General features: G+C 61.6%; 24 protein-coding genes. 16 read left to right on the top strand and 8 right to left on the bottom strand.

The window, feature by feature from the left end:
- The first annotated feature begins 36 nt into the window (after positions 1-36).
- Both V3W40_RS27335 and V3W40_RS27330 read left to right on the top strand, forming a co-directional pair.
- On the top strand, positions 37-1,035 hold the full coding sequence (locus V3W40_RS27335) for an ATP-binding protein (protein ID WP_330216033.1): 999 nt from the start codon (positions 37-39) through the stop codon (positions 1,033-1,035).
- 53 nt (positions 1,036-1,088) lie between these two features.
- A complete protein-coding gene (locus V3W40_RS27330) occupies positions 1,089-1,691 on the top strand; it encodes a vWA domain-containing protein (RefSeq protein WP_330216070.1) in 603 nt (200 codons plus the stop codon).
- 63 nt (positions 1,692-1,754) lie between these two features.
- On the opposite strand, the gene V3W40_RS27325 is transcribed toward V3W40_RS27330, so the two are convergent.
- Positions 1,755-2,702, bottom strand: a complete 948-nt coding sequence (locus V3W40_RS27325; RefSeq protein ID WP_330216032.1) for a DUF1853 family protein — start codon at positions 2,700-2,702, stop codon at positions 1,755-1,757.
- A 146-nt stretch (positions 2,703-2,848) separates the two neighbouring features.
- Between V3W40_RS27325 and V3W40_RS27320 the strand changes: the two genes are divergently transcribed.
- From V3W40_RS27320 to V3W40_RS27275, 10 genes are all read left to right on the top strand, one after another.
- Positions 2,849-3,739 (top strand): NAD(+) kinase, encoded by an 891-nt coding sequence (locus tag V3W40_RS27320; protein WP_003190745.1) that lies wholly within the window; start codon positions 2,849-2,851, stop codon positions 3,737-3,739.
- The gene (locus V3W40_RS27315) at positions 3,736-4,710 is read left to right on the top strand and encodes a metallophosphoesterase (RefSeq protein ID WP_370737681.1); all 975 of its coding nucleotides are present in this window, start codon (positions 3,736-3,738) and stop codon (positions 4,708-4,710) included. The genes V3W40_RS27320 and V3W40_RS27315 overlap by 4 nt, the downstream gene beginning before the upstream one ends.
- Complete coding sequence (locus V3W40_RS27310) at positions 4,707-5,576, top strand: rhomboid family intramembrane serine protease (RefSeq protein ID WP_330216031.1); 870 nt, start codon at positions 4,707-4,709, stop codon at positions 5,574-5,576. The genes V3W40_RS27315 and V3W40_RS27310 overlap by 4 nt, the downstream gene beginning before the upstream one ends.
- A 14-nt stretch (positions 5,577-5,590) precedes the next feature.
- Entirely contained in the window at positions 5,591-5,851 is a 261-nt protein-coding gene (locus V3W40_RS27305) for a YeaC family protein (RefSeq protein WP_065927897.1), read from the top strand.
- A complete protein-coding gene (locus V3W40_RS27300) occupies positions 5,848-6,678 on the top strand; it encodes a DUF2797 domain-containing protein (protein ID WP_330216030.1) in 831 nt (276 codons plus the stop codon). The genes V3W40_RS27305 and V3W40_RS27300 overlap by 4 nt, the downstream gene beginning before the upstream one ends.
- A 13-nt stretch (positions 6,679-6,691) precedes the next feature.
- Positions 6,692-9,349, top strand: coding sequence for an aminopeptidase N (gene pepN / locus V3W40_RS27295; protein WP_137212422.1), 2,658 nt, complete (start codon positions 6,692-6,694; stop codon positions 9,347-9,349).
- Between the two features lie 147 nt (positions 9,350-9,496).
- On the top strand, positions 9,497-10,213 hold the full coding sequence (locus V3W40_RS27290; RefSeq protein WP_065927895.1) for a helix-turn-helix transcriptional regulator: 717 nt from the start codon (positions 9,497-9,499) through the stop codon (positions 10,211-10,213).
- A 51-nt stretch (positions 10,214-10,264) separates the two neighbouring features.
- A complete protein-coding gene (locus tag V3W40_RS27285; RefSeq protein ID WP_065927894.1) occupies positions 10,265-10,600 on the top strand; it encodes a nuclear transport factor 2 family protein in 336 nt (111 codons plus the stop codon).
- 15 nt (positions 10,601-10,615) lie between these two features.
- Positions 10,616-11,719, top strand: a complete 1,104-nt coding sequence (zapE, locus tag V3W40_RS27280) for a cell division protein ZapE (protein WP_074846418.1) — start codon at positions 10,616-10,618, stop codon at positions 11,717-11,719.
- 173 nt (positions 11,720-11,892) lie between these two features.
- Positions 11,893-12,384 (top strand): GNAT family N-acetyltransferase, encoded by a 492-nt coding sequence (locus tag V3W40_RS27275; RefSeq protein WP_027606459.1) that lies wholly within the window; start codon positions 11,893-11,895, stop codon positions 12,382-12,384.
- Positions 12,385-12,486: 102 nt separating this feature from the next.
- Here the strand turns inward: V3W40_RS27275 and V3W40_RS27270 are convergent, their stop codons facing one another.
- The 4 genes from V3W40_RS27270 to V3W40_RS27255 all read right to left on the bottom strand — a co-directional run bounded on the left by V3W40_RS27270 (position 12,487) and on the right by V3W40_RS27255 (position 17,278).
- Positions 12,487-12,696: a hypothetical protein gene (locus V3W40_RS27270; protein WP_065927892.1), complete on the bottom strand. Its 210-nt coding sequence runs from the start codon at positions 12,694-12,696 to the stop codon at positions 12,487-12,489.
- Between the two features lie 144 nt (positions 12,697-12,840).
- The gene (locus tag V3W40_RS27265) at positions 12,841-15,066 is read right to left on the bottom strand and encodes a TonB-dependent siderophore receptor (protein ID WP_065927891.1); all 2,226 of its coding nucleotides are present in this window, start codon (positions 15,064-15,066) and stop codon (positions 12,841-12,843) included.
- A gap of 123 nt (positions 15,067-15,189) precedes the next feature.
- Entirely contained in the window at positions 15,190-16,938 is a 1,749-nt protein-coding gene (locus tag V3W40_RS27260) for a phosphoethanolamine transferase CptA (protein WP_330216029.1), read from the bottom strand.
- 160 nt (positions 16,939-17,098) lie between these two features.
- Positions 17,099-17,278, bottom strand: a complete 180-nt coding sequence (locus tag V3W40_RS27255; protein WP_256097793.1) for a DUF6026 family protein — start codon at positions 17,276-17,278, stop codon at positions 17,099-17,101.
- Between the two features lie 226 nt (positions 17,279-17,504).
- Here V3W40_RS27255 and gnd point away from each other — a divergent pair, with 226 nt between their 5' ends.
- From gnd to V3W40_RS27240, 3 genes are read left to right on the top strand one after another with little or no spacing between them, the layout of a single operon-like run.
- The gene (gene gnd, locus V3W40_RS27250; protein ID WP_223841635.1) at positions 17,505-18,533 is read left to right on the top strand and encodes a phosphogluconate dehydrogenase (NAD(+)-dependent, decarboxylating); all 1,029 of its coding nucleotides are present in this window, start codon (positions 17,505-17,507) and stop codon (positions 18,531-18,533) included.
- Positions 18,530-20,053, top strand: coding sequence for a glucose-6-phosphate dehydrogenase (gene zwf, locus V3W40_RS27245; protein WP_065948661.1), 1,524 nt, complete (start codon positions 18,530-18,532; stop codon positions 20,051-20,053). The genes gnd and zwf overlap by 4 nt, the downstream gene beginning before the upstream one ends.
- On the top strand, positions 20,050-20,874 hold the full coding sequence (locus V3W40_RS27240; protein WP_330216028.1) for an HAD family hydrolase: 825 nt from the start codon (positions 20,050-20,052) through the stop codon (positions 20,872-20,874). The genes zwf and V3W40_RS27240 overlap by 4 nt, the downstream gene beginning before the upstream one ends.
- A gap of 65 nt (positions 20,875-20,939) precedes the next feature.
- Here the strand turns inward: V3W40_RS27240 and V3W40_RS27235 are convergent, their stop codons facing one another.
- Positions 20,940-21,200, bottom strand: coding sequence for a hypothetical protein (locus V3W40_RS27235; RefSeq protein WP_065927887.1), 261 nt, complete (start codon positions 21,198-21,200; stop codon positions 20,940-20,942).
- Positions 21,201-21,544: 344 nt separating this feature from the next.
- Between V3W40_RS27235 and V3W40_RS27230 the strand changes: the two genes are divergently transcribed.
- Positions 21,545-22,867, top strand: a complete 1,323-nt coding sequence (locus V3W40_RS27230) for a sigma-54 dependent transcriptional regulator (RefSeq protein WP_027606451.1) — start codon at positions 21,545-21,547, stop codon at positions 22,865-22,867.
- An 81-nt stretch (positions 22,868-22,948) separates the two neighbouring features.
- Here V3W40_RS27230 and V3W40_RS27225 read toward each other — a convergent pair whose 3' ends face one another.
- Positions 22,949-24,253, bottom strand: coding sequence for a hypothetical protein (locus tag V3W40_RS27225; protein WP_065941235.1), 1,305 nt, complete (start codon positions 24,251-24,253; stop codon positions 22,949-22,951).
- Between the two features lie 49 nt (positions 24,254-24,302).
- Entirely contained in the window at positions 24,303-25,046 is a 744-nt protein-coding gene (locus V3W40_RS27220) for a hypothetical protein (RefSeq protein WP_027606449.1), read from the bottom strand.
- Positions 25,047-25,051 lie beyond the last annotated feature (5 nt).

Here is a 25,051-nt window from a genome sequence, read left to right as displayed (position 1 = left end):
TGATTACTTGTACAGCAGAATTTAAAGAGAGAACGGATGACCGATACTCCGCATTTCCCACTGTCCGCCGTGGTCGCTGCCGACGACCTGAAACTGGCGCTGTGCCTGACCGCCATCGACCCGAAGATCGGCGGCGTGCTGATCGAAGGCCCGCGTGGCATGGCCAAATCCACCCTGGCCCGTGGTCTGGCGGATCTGCTGGCCAGCGGCCAATTCGTCACCTTGCCGTTGGGCGCCACTGAAGAGCGCCTGGTGGGGACCCTGGACCTGGATGCCGCGCTGAGCGAAGGCCGCGCGCAGTTTTCCCCTGGGGTGCTGGCCAAGGCCGACGGCGGCGTGTTGTATGTGGATGAAGTCAACCTGCTGCCCGATCACCTGGTGGACCTGTTGCTCGACGTCGCCGCCAGCGGCACCAACCTGATCGAACGCGACGGCATTTCCCATCGCCATTCGGCGCGCTTTGTGCTGATCGGCACCATGAACCCGGAGGAGGGCGAGTTGCGCCCGCAGTTGCTGGATCGCTTCGGTTTTAACGTGGCGCTGAGCGGGCAGACGCTGCCGGCCGAGCGCGGGCAGATCATCCGGCGGCGCCTGGATTTCGACAGTGACCCCGCCGCGTTCTGCACCCAGTGGGCCGGGCAGCAGGCGGCGTTACGCGAGCGCTGCACCCAGGCGCGGGCGCGGCTGGACAGTATCGAGCTGGATGATCAGGCCCTGGCGCAGATCACCGAGCGTTGCTTTGCCGCCGGTGTCGACGGCTTGCGCGCCGACCTGGTCTGGCTGCGCGGCGCCCGGGCCCATGCGGCGTGGCGGGGCGCGGATACCATTGCCGAAGAAGACATCGAAGCGGTGGCGGAATTCGCCTTGCGCCACCGTCGCCAGGCGCAATCCCCACCGGCCAGTCCACCCAAGCCAGGGCAGGCGCCGACACCCTCGGACACCTCGCCCGGCCAAGGCCAATGGGGCGATATGCCCGCACCGGCCCTGCCTACTGGCACGCGCCGAGACGTGCCCACCTGGCCAAAAAAGCCCTAGGCATTCGCCCCCGACCTGACGCGGGGGCGGATGCCCGGCCCAAGGCGGGGCGACTGGACAACGGCAGGCAGGGCAAGGCACGCAGCGCACAGCTGGGTTCGATCAACTGGCCGGGCACCTTGCTCGGCGGCCGGCCGCACTCCCGTGGAGACCTGCGCTACCACCTGCGCAGCCGCTCGGCCCATGAGTTGTGGCTGGTGATCGTGGATGCGTCGGCGTCCACGCGGCGGCATCGTGCATTAACCGACGCCAAGGGCTTGCTCGCCCAGCTGTTTGACGATGCTTACCGGCAACGGGCGCGCATAGCGTTGTTGACCGCCAGCGGCCAGGCGCCGAAGTGGCAGGTACAGGGGTTGAAAGCTGCGAAAGGCCTGGCGGGCTGGCTGGATCAGTTGGGCGCGGGCGGTGGTACGCCGTTGCTGGCGGCGCTGACCGAGGCCGGGCATTGGCTGGTGGCGCGGCGCAAGCGTTATCCGGCCGAGCAGCAGCGTGTACTGGTGATTACGGATGGGCGGCTGAAGGACATTACCGGGTTGCCGTTACTGGCGTGTGCGGGGTTGCTGGTGGATATCGAGCGCGGGCCGATCAGGTTGGGGCGGGCCCAGGAGCTGGCGGTGGGGTTGCAGATGGATTATCGGCATATCGATGAGTTGTAGTGGCGGTACCACAGCCATCGGGGGCTTGCCCCGATGAGGCCCTCACATACACCACACACTCTATCAACCAGCCCCCGGCACATTCGGCCAAAGATCCGCCACCAGGAACAAGCGCTCGGCTTCCTCCCAATCCGCGCCGTTCTGCACCATGCGCACCAGCAGCTGCGCAGGCGCCATCGGATCAAGGTCTGCCAGCCAGGCCTGCATCTGTTCTTCGCTCCACACCTCATCCGCCGGGTAATGCGCCGGCGCCAGCCACGCGTGCCGGGGCAACGGTTGCCAGCGGCCTGGCGCACTGGCGCTGACAAAATCCCGCCAGTCCCGCTGATGCAACCAGCGCCCGCGCAAATGCTGCGGATGGGCGCCGTGGGGCGGTTCGGCCAGCCCAGGCCAGGGATAGAGCAAATACCCGCCGAGCCACAGGTGCGCGTCAAACTGCTGAATATCCAGGGCCGCCAACACCTCGCGGCTTTCTGCCCGCGCCGAGATCGGCAGTTGATGCTGGGCCAGGTGCGCCAGCTTGCGGTCCAGCCGATCGTGGCAGCCTGGGCCCAGCCATTGCGCGGTGTCCTGGCCGTTGCCGTCCTGCGGGCCCAGGTAGAGTTTGATCGCCAGTTCCAGGTGATGCACGCCATTGCGGTCGCGCAGCAGCATGTCCAGTTCGCCCAGTGTGTGCCCGGCGCGGCGGATCGGCAGGTTGGCGGCAAGCAACTCCACCCCCGGCGCATGCTGCACGGCGAACTGCCACAGGCGTTCGTAGTACAGGCCCAGGCGCCGGGTGCGTGACAGGCTCAACCAGTGCTGCAAGGCGCGGCTGTCCTGGTCGAGTGCGCGTAGCCAGTGTTCAAGACGGTCGGGCGCCTGCACCCAGTCGCTGCCCGCCAGCGGGTGGCGCTGTGGCCACGGTGTCTGCGCGAGCATCGGCGGGGCAAGCATCACCCACGCCAGGTCGCGCACCTCGGGGTGGCGCAGTTGGCGGGGCAGGTTGTGCAAATCCGGGAACACAGTCATGGTCCGAGCATAGCCTTTTAACCGTTGCGCAGGGGGCTGAGAACCGTTGTCATCAAGGCTTCACGGCGACAAAGGATTTTGCCTGAGCCGGCCTTTCGCCCATAATCGTTTCTTTTTTGCCCCACCCCCAATCCCGCAGGAGCCCCATGGAGCACTTTCGCAATATCGGCATTATCGGTCGCCTGGGCAGTACCCAGGTGTTGGACACCGTCCGCCGGCTGAAAAAATTCCTGCTGGAACGCCACCTGCATGTGATCCTCGAAGACACCATCGCCGAAATCCTCCCCGGCCACGGCCTGCAAACCTCCTCGCGCAAGATGCTCGGCGAAGTCTGCGACATGGTCATCGTGGTCGGCGGCGACGGCAGCCTGCTCGGCGCGGCCCGGGCCCTGGCGCGGCATAACGTGCCGGTGCTGGGGATCAACCGTGGCAGCCTGGGGTTTCTCACCGATATCCGCCCCGATGAGCTGGAAGTCGAAGTGGCCAAGGTGCTCGACGGCCATTACCTGGTGGAAAACCGCTTCCTGCTGCAGGCCGAAGTGCGCCGCCACGGCGAAGCCATCGGCCAGGGCGATGCGCTCAATGACGTGGTGCTGCACCCGGGCAAATCCACGCGGATGATCGAATTCGAGCTGTATATCGACGGCCAGTTCGTGTGCAGCCAGAAGGCCGACGGCCTGATCGTCGCCACCCCCACCGGCTCCACCGCCTACGCGCTGTCGGCCGGTGGCCCGATCATGCATCCCAAGCTCGATGCCATTGTGATCGTGCCGATGTACCCCCATATGTTGTCCAGCCGGCCGATTGTGGTCGATGGCAACAGTGAGCTGAAAATCGTGGTGTCCAAAGACATGCAGATCTACCCGCAAGTCTCCTGCGACGGGCAGAATCATTTCACCTGCGCCCCCGGTGACACCATCACCGTGAGCAAGAAGGCACAGAAGTTGCGCTTGATCCACCCGCTGGATCACAACTACTACGAAGTGTGCCGTACCAAGTTGGGCTGGGGCAGCCGCTTGGGGGGTGGAGGCGACTGATGCTCGATCCCGCGCGTAGCTACGACCTGATTGGTGACGTGCACGGTTGCGCTCATACCCTTGAGCACTTGCTCGACCAGATGGGTTACCACAAGCAGGGCGGCACCTGGCGCCATCCTTCGCGCATGGCGGTGTTCCTCGGCGATATCATCGACCGTGGCCCACGCATTCGCGAGGCGCTGCATATCGTCCACGACATGGCCGAGGCCGGCCAGGCGCTGTGCATCATGGGCAACCACGAGTTCAATGCCCTGGGTTGGGCCACACCGGCGCCGCCGGGCAGTGGCAGGCAGTTCGTGCGCGAGCACACCCCACGGCATGAGCGGCTGATCCACGAGACCCTGACCCAGTTCGAGCAGCACCCGGCCGACTGGCACGACTTCCTCGCCTGGTTCTACGACATGCCGCTGTTTGTCGATGCCGGGCGTTTCCGCGTGGTGCATGCGTGCTGGGACGACGGCTTTATCCAGCCGCTGCGCGCGACGTTCCCGGATGGCTGCATCGACCGGCACTTCCTGCAGGCCGCCGCCGTGCCCGGCAGTTTTGCCTGCAACGCCTTCGACCGCCTGTTGCGCGGCACCGATATGCGCTTGCCGGACGGCCTGACGCTGACCGGTGGCGATGGCCTGACGCGCTCGTTCTTCCGCACCAAGTTCTGGGAGGACGACCCGAAGACCTACGGCGACATTGTGTTCCAGCCCGACGCACTGCCGGAGCCGGTGGCGCGCACGCCATTGTCGCCCCATGAAAAGAATTCCCTGCTGCGCTACGGCGCCGACGAACCCTTGCTGTTCGTCGGTCATTACTGGCGCAGCGGCAAACCGGCGCCGATCCGCCCGAACCTGGCGTGCCTGGACTACAGCGCGGTGCTCTACGGCAAGCTGGTGGCGTACCGCCTGGACCAGGAAACCCAATTGGATCCGCGTAAATTCGTGTGGGTCGACGTTGAGCGGCCCGAGGTGATTGTATGAGTGCCGTGCCCGTATTGCGCTTGCCGTTGAGCGTCGACCTGGGCGGTTTCGTGAAACTGCTGCAACGCATGCAAGTGCCCCATCGCGTCAGCGAAGAAGCCGGCGAGCAGGTGCTGTGGGTGCCCGAGACCATCAGCGATGACGTGCGCGTGCTGTACCAGCGCTTTCCCGCCGGTGACCCGGACCAGCAACTGGATATTCCCGAACAGGCGCCGGTCACACGTCCGGGCTTTGTCCAGCAAGTGCGCCATAGCCCGGTAACGGCGCTGGTGCTGCTGGCAAGCATCATTGTCGGTGCCGTGACCTTGCTCGGTGAAAACCTGCAAGCCATGAGCTGGCTGACCTTCCTGCCGTTCCGGGTGATGGGCGAGTACATCCAGTTCACGCCGTTCGCCGACATGTTGGCTTCCGGCCAATGGTGGCGGCTGTTTACGCCGATGCTGATCCACTTCGGCATCCTGCACCTGGCCATGAACGGCATGTGGTACTGGGAGCTGGGCCGGCGTATCGAAGTGCGCCAGGGCAGCATCAACCTGCTGGGCCTGACCCTGTTGTTCAGCCTGGTCTCCAACTACGCGCAATATGCCTACGGTGGTCCCGGCCTGTTCGGTGGCTTGTCCGGCGTGTTGTATGGCCTGCTCGGGCATTGCTGGATCTTTCAACTGCTCTCGCCCAACCCGGCCTATCGCTTGCCCCGTGGGGTGCTGGTGATGATGCTGGTGTGGCTGGTGTTGTGCCTGTCGGGGCTGGTGTCGATGATCGGCTTCGGCGAAATCGCCAACGCTGCCCATGTCGGCGGCCTGGTTATCGGTTGCCTTACCGGTTTGCTCGGCGGTGTGTATAACCGTCGCAAATCCTCTCTTTGATAAGGAAGAGCCTTATGTCCTCTTTTGCTGAAATGATCGAAAACATCACCCCGGACATCTACGCGAGCCTCAAGCTCGCCGTGGAAATCGGCAAGTGGTCCGATGGCCGCAAGCTCAGTGCCGAGCAGCGCGAGCTGTCCCTGCAGGCCATGATCGCCTGGGAGATCCAGAACCTGCCGGAAGAGCAGCGCACCGGCTACATGGGCCCGCAGGAATGCCAGTCGAAATCGACCACCGTGCCGAACATCCTGTTCAAGTCGGATGCGATCCATTGATTGAAATTGGTCGCGGTGCAGTCAGCAAAATGTCGGCGCAACTCGGTGAGCCGACCGTTCAATACGCGTTTCGCCTGGGCGATACCGAGGTGCCGGTCAACCCCCTGATCGGCACCCATGTGCGCCTGGAATACCTCGGCGCCATTCATTGCAGCCATTGCGGTCGCAAGACCAAGACCAGCTTCAGCCAGGGCTATTGCTACCCGTGCATGACCAAGCTGGCCCAGTGTGACCTGTGCATCATGAGCCCTGGGCGTTGCCATTACGACGCCGGCACCTGCCGTGATCCAGGCTGGGGCGAGACTTTCTGCATGACCGACCACGTGGTGTATCTGGCCAATTCGTCGGGCATCAAGGTCGGCATCACCCGTGCCACCCAATTGCCGACGCGTTGGCTGGACCAGGGCGCCAGCCAGGCGCTGCCGATCATGCGCGTGGCGACGCGCCAGCAATCCGGGTTTGTCGAGGATGTATTGCGCAGCCAGGTGGCGGACAAGACCAACTGGCGTGCGTTGCTCAAGGGCGACGCGGTGGCGGTGGACCTCAAGCAGGTGCGCGACGAGTTGTTCGCCTCCTGCGCCGATGGCCTGCTGCAATTGCAGGAACGCTTAGGCCTGCAGGCTATCCAACCGGTAACCGACCTCGAACCGTTGGAAATCCGCTACCCGGTGGAGCAGTATCCAGCCAAGATCGTCAGCTTCAATCTGGACAAGAACCCGATTGCCGAAGGCACGCTGCTGGGGATCAAGGGCCAATACCTGATCTTCGACACCGGCGTGATCAATATTCGTAAGTACACGGCCTACCAGCTCGCCGTGCATCAGTAGAAGGATGCCACCCATGCGCACCGAACAACCGAAGATGATTTACCTGAAGGACTATCAGGCGCCGGACTACCTGATCGAAGAGACGCACCTGACCTTCGAGTTGTTCGAGGACCACAGCCTGGTCCACGCGCAGCTGGTGATGCGCCGTAACCCTGAGCGTGGCGCCGGCCTGCCGCCGCTGGTACTCGACGGCCAACAACTGGAGTTGCTGACCGTCAACCTCGGCGACCAGGAACTGAGCGAGGCTGACTACCAGCTGACGGACAGCCACCTGACCCTGCATCCGACCCGCGAAACCTTCACGGTCGACACCAGCGTGCGCATCCACCCGGAAACCAACACCGCCCTGGAAGGCCTGTACAAATCCGGCAGCATGTTCTGCACCCAGTGCGAGGCCGAGGGCTTCCGCAAGATAACCTATTACCTCGACCGCCCCGACGTGATGAGCACCTTCACCACCACGGTGATCGCCGAGCAACACCGCTACCCGGTGCTGCTCTCCAACGGCAACCCGATTGCCAGCGGTCCCGGCGAAGACGGCCGCCACTGGGCGACCTGGGAAGACCCGTTCAAGAAACCCGCTTACCTGTTCGCGCTGGTGGCCGGTGACCTGTGGTGTGTCGAAGACAGCTTTACCACCATGACCCAGCGTGAAGTGGCACTGCGCATCTACGTCGAGCCGGAAAATATCGACAAGTGCCAGCACGCCATGACCAGCCTGAAAAAATCCATGCGCTGGGACGAAGAAACCTACGGTCGCGAGTATGACCTCGACATCTTCATGATCGTGGCGGTCAACGATTTCAACATGGGCGCCATGGAGAACAAGGGCCTCAATATCTTCAACTCCAGCGCCGTGCTGGCCCGCGCCGAAACCGCCACCGACGCCGCGCACCAGCGGGTCGAGGCCATCGTTGCCCACGAATACTTCCACAACTGGTCGGGCAACCGCGTGACCTGCCGCGACTGGTTCCAGCTGTCGCTGAAGGAAGGCTTTACCGTGTTCCGTGATTCGGGCTTCTCCGCCGACATGAACTCCGCCACGGTCAAACGCATCCAGGACGTGGCCTACCTGCGTACCCACCAGTTCGCGGAAGATGCCGGCCCTATGGCCCATGCGGTGCGCCCGGACAGCTTTATCGAGATCTCCAACTTCTACACCTTGACCGTGTACGAAAAAGGCTCGGAAGTGGTCGGCATGATCCATACCTTGCTCGGCGCCGAAGGCTTCCGTAAAGGCAGCGACCTGTACTTCGAACGCCATGACGGCCAGGCCGTGACCTGCGACGATTTCATCAAGGCCATGGAAGACGCCAACGGTGCCGACCTCAGCCAGTTCAAGCGCTGGTACAGCCAGGCCGGTACGCCACGCCTGGCGGTGAGCGAGTCCTACGACGCTGCGGCCAAGACCTACAGCCTGACCTTCCGCCAGAGCTGCCCGGAAACCCCGGACAAGGTCGAGAAACTGCCGTTCGTGATCCCGGTCGAGCTGGGCCTGCTGGACGGGCAGGGCGCGGGCATGGCCTTGCGCCTGGCCGGTGAAGCCACAGCCGGCGCCACGTCCCGTGTGATCTCGGTGACCGAAGCGGAGCAGACCTTCACCTTCGTCGACATCGCCGAACAGCCGTTGCCGTCGCTGCTGCGTGGGTTCTCGGCGCCGGTGAAACTGAGCTTCCCGTATAACCGCGACCAACTGATGTTCCTGATGCAGCATGACAGCGACGGCTTCAACCGCTGGGATGCGGGCCAGCAGCTGTCGGTGCAGGTGTTGCAGGAACTGATCGGCCAGCATCAGCAGGGCCAGGCGTTGCAGATGGACCAGCGCCTGATCACGGCCTTGCGCAGTGTGTTGAGCGACGAAAGCCTGGACCAGGCCATGGTTGCGGAAATGCTGTCGTTGCCGGGCGAAGCCTACCTGACGGAAATCAGCGACGTCGCGGACGTGGATGCCATCCACGCCGCGCGTGAGTTTGCGCGCAGGCAACTGGCTGACAACCTGCATGAGCCGCTGTGGTTGCGTTACCAGGCCAACCGCGAACTGTCCAAGCAGACGCCTTATGTGGCGGCGGCCGAGCACTTCGCCCGGCGTGCCTTGCAGAACATCGCGCTGTCGTACCTGATGCTCAGCGGCAAGCCCGAAGTGCTGGCGGCGACCCTTGAGCAGTTCGACACCAGCGACAACATGACCGAGCGCCTGACCGCGCTGGCGGTGCTGGTGAACTCGCCGTTCGAAGCGGAGAAGGCCCAGGCGCTGGCGGTATTTGCCGAGAACTTCAAGGACAACCCTTTGGTCATGGACCAGTGGTTCAGCGTGCAGGCCGGCAGCCCGTTGCCGGGCGGGCTGGAGCGGGTCAAGGCGTTGATGGAGCACCCGGCGTTCACGCTCAAGAACCCGAACAAGGTGCGTGCACTGATCGGCGCGTTTGCCGGGCAGAACTTGATCAACTTCCACGCCGCCGACGGTTCGGGCTACCGCTTCCTGGCGGACCTGGTGATCCAGTTGAATGCGTTCAACCCGCAGATCGCTTCGCGCCAGTTGGCGCCGCTGACCCGCTGGCGTAAATACGACAGCGCGCGCCAGGCGTTGATGAAGGCGGAGCTGGAGCGCATTCGTGGGTCGGGTGAGTTGTCCAGCGATGTGTTCGAGGTGGTGAGCAAGAGTCTTGCTTAAATAAATCGCTTCGGTAAAAAAAACGGCCTGTTCAGGCCGTTTTTTTTGCCTCGGAGCTTCGTTCAAGGAGCGCTTTTTTGCTGCTGACGTTTCCTGGCAGAAGGCTCTGCTAAGCTGCGGCACTTTTCCTTATTCGGTGGGATCAACGTGTCGCGTACCACTCGTTTACTGACGTTGTTGCAGGCCCTGCGAGGCAAGAAACGCCCGGTGACCGCCGCCGTGCTGGCGGCGCAATTGGAAGTGTCCGAGCGTACGCTGTACCGCGACATTGCCGAGTTGACCGCCCTGGGCGCGCCGATTTTCGGCGAGGCCGGGGTAGGGTATGTGCTGCGCAGCGGCCTGTTTTTGCCGCCCTTGATGCTCAACGCCGAAGAAACCGAAGCGATCGTGCTGGGCTTGCGTTATGTGGACCAGCGCGGCGATGACGTGCTCAGCCGTGCCGCCGCCAACGCCTTGGCGAAAATCGCTGATGTGCTCGACCCGGCGGCGCAGGAAGCCTTGCGAAACCCGACGTTGCTGCCCGGCCCGCCAGGGTTTGGCTACCCGGAAAACCGCGTGCCGCTGGATGTATTTCGCGAAGCGATTCGGCATCAGGACAAGTTGCATATCGACTACGCGGATGCCAGCCAGACCCAGAGTCAACGCCTGATCTGGCCCCTGGCCCTGGGATTTCTCAATGAGGTGCGGGTGATCGTGGCCTGGTGTGAGCTGCGCGGCGCGTATCGCACCTTTCGCACCGACCGCGTGGCGAGTGCCGAGGTCGTCGGCGAACGCTATCCGGGGCGGCGCAGCGACTGGCTGCGGGCCTGGCGCAAGCTGATGGAGCAGAATGAATCCGGGCCGTTCACTCCTGACAAAAACTGACACACCCCTGGCTTAGCATGCTGCTACAACCACCTGAAAAGGAGCTTTGCCATGTCCCAGCCTGAATTGGCCCCCGCCATCGCCGCCTATATCGCGGCGACCAATACCCGCGACACCTCGGTCATTGCCCAGTGTTTTGCCGACGATGCCAATGTGTTCGATGAAGGCCAGCACCAGGTGGGCACCGCCGCCATTGCACGCTGGATGGAAGACACCGGGCGCCGCTACCAGCCGCGTGTCGAGGTGCTCAAGGTGCAGCACCGTACCGGCAAGGTGCTGGTCAGCAATGTGGTCTCCGGCAATTTTCCTGGCAGTCCGCTGGAGTTGCGCTACACCTTTCGCCTGGACGCGCAGGGCAAGATTTCACGGCTGGACATCTCCCTGTAGGTCATAATCGCGGGCATGACTTTCGACTCGCCCCTCGCTGCTTACCAACACGCCATTACCCAACAGGGTTTCGTTGCCGACGACGCCCAGCGCCGGGCGGTGGATGCCCTGCAAGCCTGCCATGCAGCCCTGCATCAGGGCCGTTCGCCCGTGACTGGCGTTTACCTGTGGGGGCCGGTGGGCCGCGGCAAGACCTGGTTGATGGATCAGTTCTACCAAAGCCTGCGGGTGCCCGCACGGCGTCAGCATTTTCATCACTTCATGGGCTGGGTGCATCAGCGTCTGTTCCAGCTCACCGGCACCCATGACCCGTTGCAGGCCCTGGCGCGGGAGCTGAGCCGGGAGGTGCGGGTGTTGTGTTTCGACGAGCTGTTCGTCAGTGACATCGGTGACGCGATCATCCTCGGCCGGCTGTTCCAGGTCATGTTCGAGGAAGGTGTGGTGATGGTCTGCACCTCCAATCAACCACCGGCCCAGCTGTATGCCGATGGCTTCAATCGGGAGCGCTTCCTGCCGGGCATTGCGGCGATCGAGCGGCATATGCACGTGGTGGCGGTCGACGGTGGCGAGGATCATCGCTTGCATCCAGGTGTGGGCCGGCAGCGCTATTGGGTGAACCAGCCCGATGCGCTGGCGAACGTGTTCGCACAATTGGCCGAAGGCCAGACGGTGAGTCTTGGTCCGGTCACCGTCGGCCATCGTTCTATCGTGTGCGTGCAGGCCAGTGACAGCGTGCTGTGGTGCCGCTATGCCGACCTCTGCGAACAACCCCTGGCGGCAATGGATTTCATCCTGCTGTGCGACCGCTTCAAGGCGATCCTGCTGGGGGAGGTGCCCAACCTGAGTGCGCAACAGCGCCCAGGCCGGATTGCCCGCGGCACCGAGGATGGGGTCGAGCGCGTGGTGGCCGGTGATCGCGAGTTGCCGCAGTTGTCGGTGCACGACGACAGTGTGCGTCGCTTCATCGCCCTGGTGGACGAGTGCTACGACCGCAAGGTGCCGCTGTTCATCGACGCCCAGGTGCCGCTGGAGCGCCTGTATACCAACGGTTACCTGGCGTTTCCTTTCCGTCGCACCTTGAGCCGCTTGCAAGAAATGCAGCTGCAGCGCTTCAACTGAGACCTGTACGAAAAAAGCCCTGAATGGACACTTTGGGGTTTTTTAATGCCAAAGCCTTCGCGCTTTCGGGCGCACATTTGTAGTTAATCTCCTTCATCTGGTGCTGACTCCACGCTTACAATCGTGCCCCTCAAAGGGAACCGGTTCCCTTGTAGTCGTGATCGAGGACGGAAATGGACACCCCAGATATCCTGGTGCTGCAAGCCAGCTACACCAATCCTGTACATGCCGAAGCCATTGCCAAGGTGCTTAACCATTACGCAGAAGACCCCATGGGCGGCGGCCATAGCCTGCCCGCTGATCTACTGGAGCAACTGCCGGCCGAGTTGGCCAAGCGCCCCCATGCGTTCAGTGTGCTGGCGTTTGTTGGCGGTGAGCCGGCGGGGCTGGTGAATTGCTTTGAAGGGTTTTCCACCTTTGCCTGCCGCCCCTTGGTCAACGTGCACGACGTGGTGGTGATGAATGAGTTTCGCGGCTTGGGGCTGAGCCAGAAAATGCTGCTGAAGGTCGAGGACATCGCCCGCCAGCGTGGTTGCTGCAAGATCACCCTGGAGGTGCTGGAAGGTAATGCCGTCGCCCAGTCGGCGTATCGCAAGTTTGGTTTTGATGATGCGAAGTTTGATCCCGCCCATGGGCGCATGTTGTTCTGGAACAAGCCGCTTTAATAAATAACCGGCGAAAAAAAGGGCGCCAGCGGAGGGCGCCCAATAAACCTTTGCCAACGGAGCGGTATGGCCCAGGGTGTTACGGATTAACTAACGATTAACTTAACTCTTGGGTTGTTCCTGTTCGGTCGTGTTGGTGTTCGGTGTCTTGCCGTCGGCGGACGCCGTTTGTTCAACCGTGCCGTGAAGCGTCTGTTGCGTGAAGGTGAAGTTGTTGTAGAACTCCTTCGAGCGCTCCGAGCCGCCTTCGGCAAACGCTGCGGCGGAGCCCAGGGTCATCAGGCTGGCAAGCATCAAGGTCGAGAGTTTCATCTGTGTTTACTCATTAAGTGTGATCGGTTATCTGCTCTGTCCTTGATCAGAATCGTGGGGCGATTCTGGTGCGGTCTTATTAAGTGGGAATTAATGCGAGAAACATCCGAAGTTAACAATATCGTTAACTTCGGATGGTCGGCTTTAAAGCTTCCAGTCAACGGCCAGCGTAATGGCGCGTGGGTCGCCCCAATACACGCCGTTATAAAAGCCAACGCGCTCGTAATACTTTTTATCGAATAGGTTGTTGACGTTAAGCGACGCTGAGACGTGCTCGTCGAATTGATAGCGGGACATCAGGTTGACCACCGTGTATGCCTGTTGTGTGATCTTCGCCCGTTCGGTCACCGGTGTGTTGCCGACGCGTACCCCTGTAGGTCGATTGCTCCAATCGTAAATGTCGCTCTGCCAGTTCACCGCACCGCCGACCGTGAGGTTGCGCCACGCCCCCGGCAACCGGTAGGCGCTGGAGACTTTCAGCAGGTTCAGCGGCTGCCCGGTGTTGTTGCGTTTACCCGAGCCGTTGACCGAATGGGTGTAGGTGTAGCCGGCCGTCAGGTTCCAATCGGGCATGATTTCCCCGGCAGCTTCCAATTCGAAGCCGTTGACCTTGTTACCTTTGCCGCCGGACTTGTAGTACTCCTCGCCGGTGATGGGGTTTGGTGGCACCGAATCGTCCCGCTCGGCGACGTTATCCTGGGTGCTCCAGAAATACGCCGCCGCCAGGTTCAGGCGCTCCTCCAGCACGCTGCCCTTGAGGCCCACCTCGTAGTTGCTGCCGACCACGGGCTCCAGGTACTTCTTGTTGGCATCCCGCAGGCTCTGGGGTTTGAAAATGTCGGTATAGCTCGCGTAGACGGTGTACTCCGGCGTCAGGTCGTAGAGCAGGCCGGCGTAGGGCGTCCACATATCATTGTGGGTCTGGGAGGTCTTGTTGGTGGCCGTCAGTTGGTCGTTGGCGTTGTATTCGGGGGCCGCGCTTTTCAGTTCCCAACTGCCATAGCGGCTGCCCAGCACTGCATGCAAGCGGTCGGTGAGGCTCAGTCGCGTGGCCAGATAGCCAGCCTTCTGTTGCTTGCTGCTGTGCTCGCCCTTGAGGTCGGTGACGGTGTCGCCGAACTTGGCGATCCCGCCCATGTATTTCCAGTCTTCGATGGTGTAATAGCCGGCGGGTAGGTTGCTGCGCATCACGGGGGAGACGTCCCGCTGCGTGGCCTCGCCATAGCCCATCATCAGTGCATGTTCGCGGCCCAGCAGTGCATAGCTGCCGGCGAGGTTGAGGTCGACGGCCTCCATTCTCGATGTGCCGCGCATGTGGCTGGCCCAGGCGGTCATGCCGCTGCGGTCATCGTTGGGGAACCCCGCACCGCCGTAGTACACCTTGCCATCCGTGTCGCTCTGGCGATGGGTGTAGGCGGCCTTCACGTGCCAGTCGCCGCCCAGCCGATGGTCGAGGGTTGCGAAGGTGGTCTTGTCCGTCAGCGGCCAGGAACTCCAGTGCGCCGCCATATTGGTGGAGCGCGACAGCCCGGCCTTGCCGCCCTCGCTGTTCCAGTACGGCACGGTGCCCCATGAGGTGCCCTGGACCTGCTTGTTCTGGTAATCGAAACCTACGGCCAGCACGGTATCGTCGGAAAGATCGCCTTCCAGGATGCCGTAGCCGACCGCCCGCTGCAGGCCATAGTTGTCGCGGAACGATTGGCTGTCACGGTAGGCCAGCACCGTACGCCCGCGCAGCTTGCCGTCGAACGCCAGCGGGCCGCCCACGTCCACGTAGCTGTAATAGTTGTCATGGCTGCCGGCGCTGACGCCGGTTTTCGCCTGCCATTGGGCCGTCGGGCGCTTGCGCACCATATTGATGGTGGCCGAGGGGTCGCCGGCGCCGGTGGTCAAGCCCGTGGCACCGCGTACCACCTCGATGTGGTCGTAGATAATGGTATCGGCGTCGGACTTCATGTAGCCGAAGGTATTGAGCATCCCGTCAATCTGGAAGTTGGTGATGCCGTAGCCGCGGGAGGAATAGGACACGCGGTCGGAGTCGTTGTGCTGGACGTTGATCCCGGTGGTCTGGCGCAGCACGTCGGTCAACGTGTTGAGATTGAAATCATCCATCTGCTGGCGAGTGATCACCGAGATCGATTGTGGGGTTTCCTTGACCGACAGGTTCAGGCGGGTGGCGGTGCTCATCGAGCCGGTGGTGTAGGCGCCTGTGTGTTCGGTGGTGGCGCCCAGGCCTTCGGCGGAGATGTTGGTCGCGCCGAGTTCGAGCGGGGTGTGTTCAGGGTCGGTTTCAGCCAGCAGGGCCGGGCTTAGGGCGGCGCCGCACAGGCCGAGCGTGAGGGTCATGGAGCGGGTAAAAGGCGCGAACATCGCGGAAGACTCCTTGTCGTCTTTGCGGCCACCCCGGAAAGGGAAGGCCTTGGCTCAAAGACGAAAGGAGCGGGGGAACTTTAGGGCTAAACGAGAATGATTGTTATCTTTCTGTTGCAGAACCTAGTTTTCCTGGAGGACCACATCGGTCGGATTAACCTTCTTGGGCTTGATCAGGCTGAAGTCAATCAAGGCCTTTTGCGGGCGCATGTAGGGGTTGCCGATCATCAGCGGGCGCGGCGTGAAGCTGTCGCTCACGACGCTCTTGCTGCGGTCCAGTTCGTTGAAACTCAGCCCGGCGAGGTCGGCCCAGGTGTGGATCAATTGCGAGCTGCTGTAAGGGCGTTGCAAGTCGCCGGCAAACTTCCAGTCGTGGGTTTCGCGCCATTTCGGCGAGGCATAGGCCATGAACGGAATGGTGTACATCGGCGCCGTCGGTTTGCCTTCGTTACGTCCCAGGGTGGCGTGGCCGGCGGAATCGAATACGTCTTCGCCATGGTCCGACAGGTACAGCAAAAAGCCGTTGGGATCGGTCTTGGCGTAGTCCTTGATCAGGCTCGACACCACGAAATCGTTGTACAGCACCGCGTTGTCGTAGCTGTTGTAGATGGGCAGTTGATCGTCACTGATCCCGGCAGGCACGCCCTGGCGGTCGGTGAATTTGTCGAAGGTCGGTGGGTAGCGGTACTGGTAGCTCATGTGGGTGCCGAGCAGGTGCACCACGATGAACTTGCGCTCGGCCGGGTCGGCCAGGGCCTTGGAGAATGGCTCCAGGACATCGCCGTCGTATTGGCGGGCGTTCTGGTTGCGATTGTTGTTCAGGTACACCTGCTCGTCGGCCTGTTCGGAAAAGGTCGTGAGCATGGTATTGCGCTTGGTCATGGTCTGCTGGTTGGTGATCCAGTAGGTCTTGTACCCGGCCTGTTTCATCACGCTGACGATCGACGGTGTCTTGAGGTAGAGATCGGGGTTCTCCTCGTCGGCGAACGTCAGTACCTGTTGCAGGGCTTCGATGGTATAGGGGCGCGGGGTGATGACGTTGTCGAACACCGCCAGTTGGTCGCGCAGCTTGTCCAGTTCCGGCGTGGTGTTGCGCGGATAGCCGTAGAGACTCATGCGTTGACGGTTGGTGGACTCGCCGATCACCAGCACCAGGGTCGACGGCTGGCCGGCCATGGTGTCCTTGAGGTTGGTCAAGGGGGGGATCTGGCTGGCGCTGTCGAGCATGCCTTGCATGTTGTCCAGTTGTTCGGTGTAGCGGCGGTAGGCAACGATCATCTGCCAGGGCACGGCCGGTTCGATGCGCGACTCGAAGCGGTCGATGGCGTCGTCCAGGGTGTCGCTGCGGGCTATCTGCTTGACCAGCGGGTAACCGATGATCGCCACCAGGATCGCCGTTGCCGCCACCAGGGCCTGGCCGCGCGGCAAGTATACCGGGCGTACCCGGGTCCACAGGAAAATAGCCACGGCGGTGTGGGCAATGAACGCCAGCACGATCCACCAGGCGAAGTATTGGGTGGCGTACTCGCCGGCTTCAGAGATGTTCGACTCGAACATGATGAAGATGACGCTTTGGGAAAATTCCTGCTGGTAGATGAAGAAATAACCCAGGCTGGCCATGGAGCAGGCCCACAGCACCACGCCGATCAGGGCAGCAAGCAAGCGCGTCCGCCGGGGGAATACCAGCAGGGGTGCGAGCCATATCGCACTCATGAAGAAGGCTTGGCGAAAACCACTGAAGCCGGAAGTGCCGCTGAGTTGGATCAGCAGTTGGGTAATGCCGGAGAAGTACCAGAAAAACACGAATAGCCAGCCAAGACCGGCCCAATCAAAGCCTTTCGCAGACTTGCTGCTGCGTTCGAACATCGCCATCCAGCGCTCCAACCCGGTAATTTTTCAGTTGACGCGCAGGGCTGCACGCAACAGAGGCCACCCTTGCATGGGATGGCCCTTGGGGGCGGGAGTATCGGGAAGGGCATGTGAAAACTTTGTGAGATTTATGTAGCCGTTATCTTACAAAGTGATGACGGGCTCAGCAGAGCGCGGGCTGCGCACCGGAAGGCTGGTCCAGCTGGGCTTGAATGATATGGGCACGCAGGCGCATGACCTCAAGCTGCAACTGATCGCGTTCGTCTTTCAACTGGCGCAATTCATCGCGACGGAGTGTGACGTAGAGGGTCTGTGGAGGACGGGTCATCTGTGCTGTGCTCATTGCTTGCCTCGCAAATAGCCGGTGTGTCGCGGTGTGCCAGAACGCTTGAGTCGAGGTTCTCGGCAACAGTCGGAAGCAATTCTGAATTCTTTTTCCCATCAATGGAACTTTTTTATTTTTGGTGGTCATGTGACTTTCGGAGGCGTGATGGTGAAACGATGGCAATTTTTTCCCATGAAACTACACGGATCTGCCCTGGACTAACCCTCATTAGCCTCATTGCGCTATAAACTATGTCACACATTTATTCAGTAGTTGGGAGCATCAGCACATGCAACTGGGGATTATCGGACTAGGCCGCATGGGCGGGAATATTGCACGGCGCCTGATGCTCAATGGGCATACCACCGTTGTTTACGACCGTAACGAAGCATTTGTCAAAGGTTTGAGCGAAGAGGGCGCCACCGGCGTTGCCGACCTGAAGGCCCTGGTGGCCGGGCTGCAGAAACCCCGTGCCGTCTGGGTGATGTTGCCGGCAGGCGACCCCACCGAAAACACCATCAATGAACTCAGTGAGCTGCTGGAAGACGGTGACGTGATCATCGACGGCGGCAACACCAACTATAAGGATGACGTGCGTCGCGGCAAGGCCCTGGCGCAAAAGGGCCTGCACTATGTCGATGTCGGTACCTCCGGCGGGGTCTGGGGCCTGGAGCGTGGCTACTGCATGATGATCGGCGGCGACACCGAGACTGTGCAGCGCCTCGACCCGATCTTCGCCAGCCTGGCACCGGGCCTGGGCAACATCCCGCGCACCAAGGACCGTTCCGCGTCGGCTGACAAGCGTGCCGAGCAGGGCTACATCCACGCCGGCCCGGCGGGTTCCGGGCATTTCGTCAAGATGATCCACAACGGCATCGAGTACGGGATGATGCAGGCGTTTGCCGAAGGTTTTGACATCCTCAAGACCAAGAACTCGGAAAACCTGCCCGAAGACCAGCGCTTCGACCTCAACGTTGCCGATATCGCCGAAGTCTGGCGCCGTGGCAGCGTGGTCTCGTCCTGGTTGCTGGACCTGACTGCCGACGCCCTGGCCACCGACCCCAAGCTGGACGGTTACTCCGGTTCCGTGGCCGACAGCGGCGAAGGCCGCTGGACCATCGAAGCCGCCATGGAACAAGCCGTGCCGGTGCCGGTACTGTCCACGTCGTTGTTCGCGCGGTTCCGCTCGCGCCAGCAGAGCACCTACGGTGACAAGATGCTGTCTGCCATGCGCTTTGGCTTTGGCGGCCACGTGGAGACTTCCAAAAAATGACCGCCAACGGCAAGAAACTCAAGGCCGAACCTGCTCCACCCACCACCCTGTTTCTGTTTGGCGCCCATGGCGACCTGGTCAAGCGCCTGCTGATGCCGGCGCTGTACAACCTCAGTCGTGATGGCTTGCTGGGCGATGGCTTGCGCATCGTTGGCGTTGATCACAACGCGATCAGTGATGCCGACTTCGCCAAGAAACTCGAGGACTTTATCCGCACCGAGGCCGCGAGTAAGGTCAAGGGCAATGGGGATAACGCCCTCGATCCGGCATTGTGGGCGCAACTGGCCAAAGGCATCAGCTACGTCGAGGGCGATTTCCTCGATGACAGCACCTACGCCGACATCGGCAAGAAGATCGCTGCCAGCGGCACCGGCAACGCGGTGTTCTATTTGGCCACCGCACCACGCTTCTTCAGTGAGGTGGTGCAGCGCCTGGGCAGTGCCGGCCTGCTGACGGAAACCGATGACAGTTTCCGTCGCGTGGTGATCGAGAAGCCCTTCGGCTCCGACCTGGCCACCGCCGAAGCGTTGAACGCCAGCCTGCTCAAGGTGATGAGCGAGAAGCAGATCTATCGCATCGACCATTACCTGGGCAAAGAGACGGTGCAGAACATCCTCATCAGCCGTTTCTCCAACGTGCTGTTCGAAGCGTTCTGGAACAACCACTATATCGACCACGTGCAAATCACCGCCGCCGAAACCGTCGGCGTGGAGACGCGAGGCAATTTCTTCGAAAAAACCGGCACCCTGCGCGACATGGTGCCCAACCACCTGTTCCAGCTGCTGGCGATGGTGGCCATGGAGCCCCCGGCCGCCTTTGGTGCCGATGCGGTGCGCGGTGAAAAGGCCAAGGTCATCGGCGCGGTACGCCCGTGGTCCCTGGAAGACGCGCGGGCCAACTCGGTGCGCGGGCAATACACCGCGGGCGAAATCGCCGGCAAGCAACTGCCCGGCTACCGCGAAGAAGCCAACGTCGCTCCCGACAGCAGCACCGAGACCTTCGTCGCCCTCAAGGTGATGATCGATAACTGGCGCTGGGTCGGCGTGCCGTTCTACCTGCGTACCGGCAAGCGCATGAGCGTGCGCGACACCGAGATCGTGATCTGCTTCAAGCCGGCGCCCTATGCGCAATTCCGTGACACCGAGGTGGACGAGGTCAAGCCCACCTACTTGAAGATCCAGATCCAGCCCAATGAAGGCATGTGGTTCGACCTGCTGGCGAAAAAGCCCGGGCCCACCCTCGATATGGCCAACATCCAGCTGGGTTTTGCCTACAAGGACTTCTTCGAGATGCAACCGTCGACCGGGTATGAAACCCTGATCTACGACTGCATGACCGGCGACCAGACCTTGTTCCAGCGCGCCGACAACATCGAAAACGGCTGGCGAGCAGTGCAACCGTTCCTCGATGCATGGAAGGAGGACGACGGGATCCAGACCTATAAGGCCGGTGAAGACGGGCCCGCAGCGGCTGATGGGTTGCTGGCGCGCGATGGCCGCACCTGGCACTCGCTCGGATGAGTGACGCAGCGATTCATCCCATCCGTTTTATCCTCAGCGACGTGGACGGCACCTTGCTGCATCCGGATCATCGCCTGAGCCAGCGCACCGTCGACGCGGTGAGCGCCCTGCGCGAGGCCGGGGTGTTTTTCAGCCTGGCCAGCGGGCGACCGCCCAAGGCCATGCTGCACCTGATCGAGACATTCGGGATCGATGTGCCGGTGGCGGGCTTCAACGGTGGCACCTTGATCAACCCGGATGGCAGCATCCTGGTTGCCCACCATTTGCCAGCGGAGGCGGCGCTGGTGACCTTGGCGCTGTTCTCGGCCGAGCCGGATGTGGAAGTCTGGGTGTTTGCCGACGGCGACTGGCTGCGCCGTGGTCCGCCAGGGCCGGTGGAACCGCGCGAAGCCCATGGCCTGGGGTATGGGCCGGTGGTGGTGGAAAGTTTCGAACCCTACCTGGAGCGTATCGACAAGATCGTCGCCGCGAGCAACGACACCCAATTACTGGTGACGTTGGAAGCGCAATTGCAGCCCAAGATCCAGGGCTTGGCCCAGGTATCGCGTTCGCAGCCGATTTATTTGGATGTGACGGCCATGCTGGCCAACAAGGGCGAGGCGTTGAAGACCCTGGCGGCGCACCTTGGGGTGCCGCTGGAGCAGACGGCGGCCATCGGGGATGGGGGCAATGACCCGGCGATGTTTCAGGTGGCGGGGTTGTCGATTGCCATGGGGCAGGCGGAAGAAGCCGTCAAGCGCCAGGCCAGCGTGGTCACCGGCAGTAATGTCGAGGAGGGCGCTGCGGAAGCAATCGAACGGTTTATTCTCGCGGCGCGATAAGCGTCTTAAGTTCGATTGTGCAACTTGCGATCACTGTTTTGCAGTGATCGCAAGTTAGCCGCGATCTACTTCGGCATGGCCCAGGACTGCAACTGGTAGCCATCTTTGTCGAGTTCGGCGCGGGCCCGCAACAGCAAGTCTTCCAATTGCGCCGGGTCGCTATAGGTGTTCGACGACAGCTGTTTGCTGCCGATACGGTTATTGGTGCGGTCGATGACACTCAGGCTCAGGGCGCCATTGCCATCGTGCCAGGCCACGCATTGAAAGGGCTGGAAAGCACGGTCTGCGATCAAAAGAGCTTCGTTGATGCGGAGCGGGGCGTTCATGTGGGTCTCTCTCTAAATGCCCATTCAAGTGAGTACCGGCGGTTGGGCTGACCGTGCGGCGGGTTACTTGTACTGATGCGCGATGACGGGGTACGGGTCACATGTTAGAGCAACAAATTTCAACTTTTCCTGATGGACGTCATGTAAGCGGCTGTTTTGAAAGCTGATTGAAAGTTTTGCGAAGACGCAACTTTTTGACCTGCAAACACGAGTAGTGGCTTTTTGTCCGCACTTATAGCGAAACGATACAAGCACGCTGTCAAGATCTTGCTAGGGTTATCGGCAACCATTACAAACTGTTGTTTCTAAATAACTTTAGTGATTTTTGACGCCAAGGATCAGTCATGGGTGTGCCCCTCGTCCAACGTCGTTTGCTCGTGGTTGACCCCTGTGACGACTGCCACGGGTTGCTGCCCGGTTTGCGTACGGCCGGGTGGGATGTCGACAGCTGCACATTGGAATCGGTAGGAGAGCGCTCATGCGATGTCGGCCTATTGCGCCTGCAGCCCTATCATCTGGAGCGGCCCGAAGCGGTCAAGGAACTGATCAGCCGCAGTGGCACCGAGTGGATCGCCGTACTCAGCCAGGATGTGCTGCGCCTGCAAAATGTGGGGGACTTCGTCTGCGAGTGGTTTTTCGACTTCCATACCCTGCCATTCGACGTGGCGCGGGTGCAGGTGACCCTGGGCCGCGCGTTTGGCATGGCGCGCCTGCGTGGCAAGGGTCACACCCCGGTAGATGAAGGGCACGAGTTGCTGGGGGAAAGCCGCCCCATTCGTGAGTTACGCAAATTATTGTCCAAGCTGGCGCCCACGGAGTCCCCGGTACTGATCCGTGGCGACAGCGGCACCGGCAAGGAGCTGGTGGCCAAGACCCTGCACCGCCAATCCCAGCGCCATGCCAGGCCCTTTGTCGCGATCAACTGCGGCGCCATTCCCGAACACCTGATCCAATCCGAACTGTTCGGCCATGAGAAGGGCGCGTTTACCGGTGCCCATCAACGCAAGGTCGGGCGCATCGAAGCGGCCCATGGCGGCACCCTGTTCCTCGATGAAATCGGCGATTTGCCCATGGAACTGCAAGCCAACTTGCTGCGCTTTCTCCAGGAAAAGCAGGTCGAGCGGGTCGGCGGCAGCCAGCCGATTCCGGTGGACGTGCGGGTGTTGGCGGCCACCCACGTCGACCTTGAAGCGGCCGTCGCCAAGGGGGCTTTCCGCGAAGACTTGTACTACCGGCTCAATGTGCTGCAGGTGGTCACCGCGCCCTTGCGCGAGCGCCATGGTGATGTGGCGATGCTGGCCAACCACTTTTCACGCTTCTACAGCCAGGAAACCGGCCGCCGCCCCCGCAGCTTCAGCGATGACGCCCTGGTGGCCATGGGGCAACACCCGTGGCCGGGCAATGTGCGCGAACTGGCCAACCGCGTGCGCCGCGGCCTGGTACTCGCCGAAGGGCGCCAGATCGAAGCCGCCGATCTGGGATTGCTGGGCGAACAGGCAATTTCGCCACCCATGGCTACACTGGAAGACTATAAGCACCGTGCTGAACGCCAGGCGCTGTGCGATGTGCTCAACCGGCACAGCGACAACCTGAGTGTCGCGGCCCGTGTGCTGGGGATTTCCCGGCCGACGTTCTACCGGTTGCTGCACAAACACCAGATCCGCTAGGGCGGGTAAACCGAAAAGCCCCGCAACGACCCTTATCGTTGCGGGGCTTTTCCTTGTGCGCCGGATTCTGTAGCGGTCGGGTTAGAAGTAATACGGGAATTTCAGGCTGAACGTGAAGTCCGGCGCATCGTCTGTCATGCCGATTGCCAGGTTCGGCACGATGGTCAGGTTATCCGACGCGGCAATGGTCATCCCCACGTTGAAATAACCGGCGTTGGCATCGCTGGAAACCACCGATTGCCAGTCGCCGCCGTTGGGCTTGAGCCTGCTCTTGCGCTGCACCAGGTCGGACACCGAGAACGACATGCTCATTTTCTCGTTGAGGGCAAAGGCCACGCCGACCCCGAACTGGAAGCTGTCGCCCAGGCTGACCTTGCCGCCGACCTTCTGGTTGACGTCACTGCTGATGTCATCGAAGGATTCTTCGAAGTTATGGGTGTAGGACAGCGAGCCAAACAACACGGCAGGATCGAAGGTCTTGACCAGGGAAATGCCCGGCGTGATCGACCACACGCCATTGCCCGTAGGCAGGCTTTCCGGCACGAACAGGTTGTCGTTGCCGGGTGTATTGATCAGCTTGATACCAAACGGTTCTTTGCCGGTGGGCGCCTTGACCCGCACCGATACCACCGCATCCGGCAGGGTGGGGGTTTCGTCGAGGAACTTGTAGGCCACGCCGAAGTTGACGTCGCCAATGGTCGGGTCGCGGGTCACCGACTGTTCCGATGTCGCGGTGCCGTTGTTGCCGGCACCGGCAGACTGGTAAGTCGACTCGCGGTACACCACCGGCACGTTCACGTCGAACTGCCAACGGTTATCGACGTTGTAGCGCCCGGTCAGGTCCAGGGTCCAGTTATCGGACTTGATACGGTCCAGGTTGATATTGCCGAGGAAAATCGAGTCCAGCGCCAGGAACCCGTTGAGGGTCAACTGGCGGGCGTCGTAACGGGCATAGGTAACGCCGGTTTCGAAGCTGAACTTGCCGTTGCCGAAAAAGCCGCTGGCTTCGTTATAGAGGTTACTGACACTTTGCGCCGGGGCCGAATCATCCTTGAGAGACTGGCCGTAGGAACTGCCGCCGCCCCCCGCACCACCGGAAGCCGCCGCGGCCCCCGTGCCCGCGACGGTGGTGCCGTTGGCTTTTTGAAAGTCTGCCGGGGACTTGGCCAGGCGTTTGGGGGCCGGGGTGGCCGGTTGGTCTTCGACCTGACGCACGCGCTGCTCCAGCACGGCCAGCGCTTTTTGCTGCACTTCGTACCGCTGCTTGAGTTCCAGGAGTTCCTGTTTGAGGGTTTCGATGTCGCTATCTGGCGCTGCATACAGAACGGATGCGGGCAAGAGCGTACTTAAACAGATCACAGCACGGAGCGATAACGATCGATGCATGAAATAAGCCGTCCTTTTCTAATGCGTAAGTGTCGACGGTCAGCGTAGTTCAATAACCGAGCGTGCGTAGGGCTTTGAGTTGATCCAGATTGCAGTTCAATGCGCCGTTGTTCAAACCGTTGTTGTTCATCACTACGTTGAGTTGGGTCATGTTGTTGACGAAGTTAGTGTTGCCAGTCAGAACCGTGCCTTGCAGCACATTCCCACCACCGATCTGCTGCAGGCTGTTGCCCTGGTTGTGGTTGGCCTGGATCGCCATCTGCAAGCCACCGTTGTTGGCCGACACGCTCACGCGGCCTGCTGCGCTGTCACCGGTCACCGTACCGCCGGCGACCAGCACTTGCCCCGATTGCACGATGTTGGACGGCGCAAAACCGTTCTCGACGGTGATGCCCACATTGTTGTAGGCGGTGTTGCCATCGCCGGCGGTGCGTACGCTTTGTGTCACACCCTGGCCGCTGCCCAGGCCGGCGCCGCCGGTGACCGTGCCGGTGCCGGTGTTCGGGTTCGTGCCGTTGCCGGTCGAGCCGGTGGTTTGTACGTAGAATTGCGGGGTGATGGTCGACGAATCGATCTGCATGCTGGCCTTGCCGGTGATGGTGTCACCCACGGCGTTGGTCCAGGTGCTGCTCATGACAATGCCGAAGCTGATGATCCGCCCCGGCATCACGTAACGACCGCGCAGGTCGGCCATTTCCGAATCCTTGAGCTCGATGGGTTTGAACCCCGACGAAGCATAAGCGGGCATTGAGGCTGCCAGACACAAGACCGTCAGCCAACGGGAAGTGTTCATCTTTT

The organism is Pseudomonas sp. AM8 (assembly GCF_036346475.1).
Taxonomy (GTDB): domain Bacteria; phylum Pseudomonadota; class Gammaproteobacteria; order Pseudomonadales; family Pseudomonadaceae; genus Aquipseudomonas; species Aquipseudomonas marginalis.
This window is presented reverse-complemented; position numbering and strand designations above follow the sequence as displayed.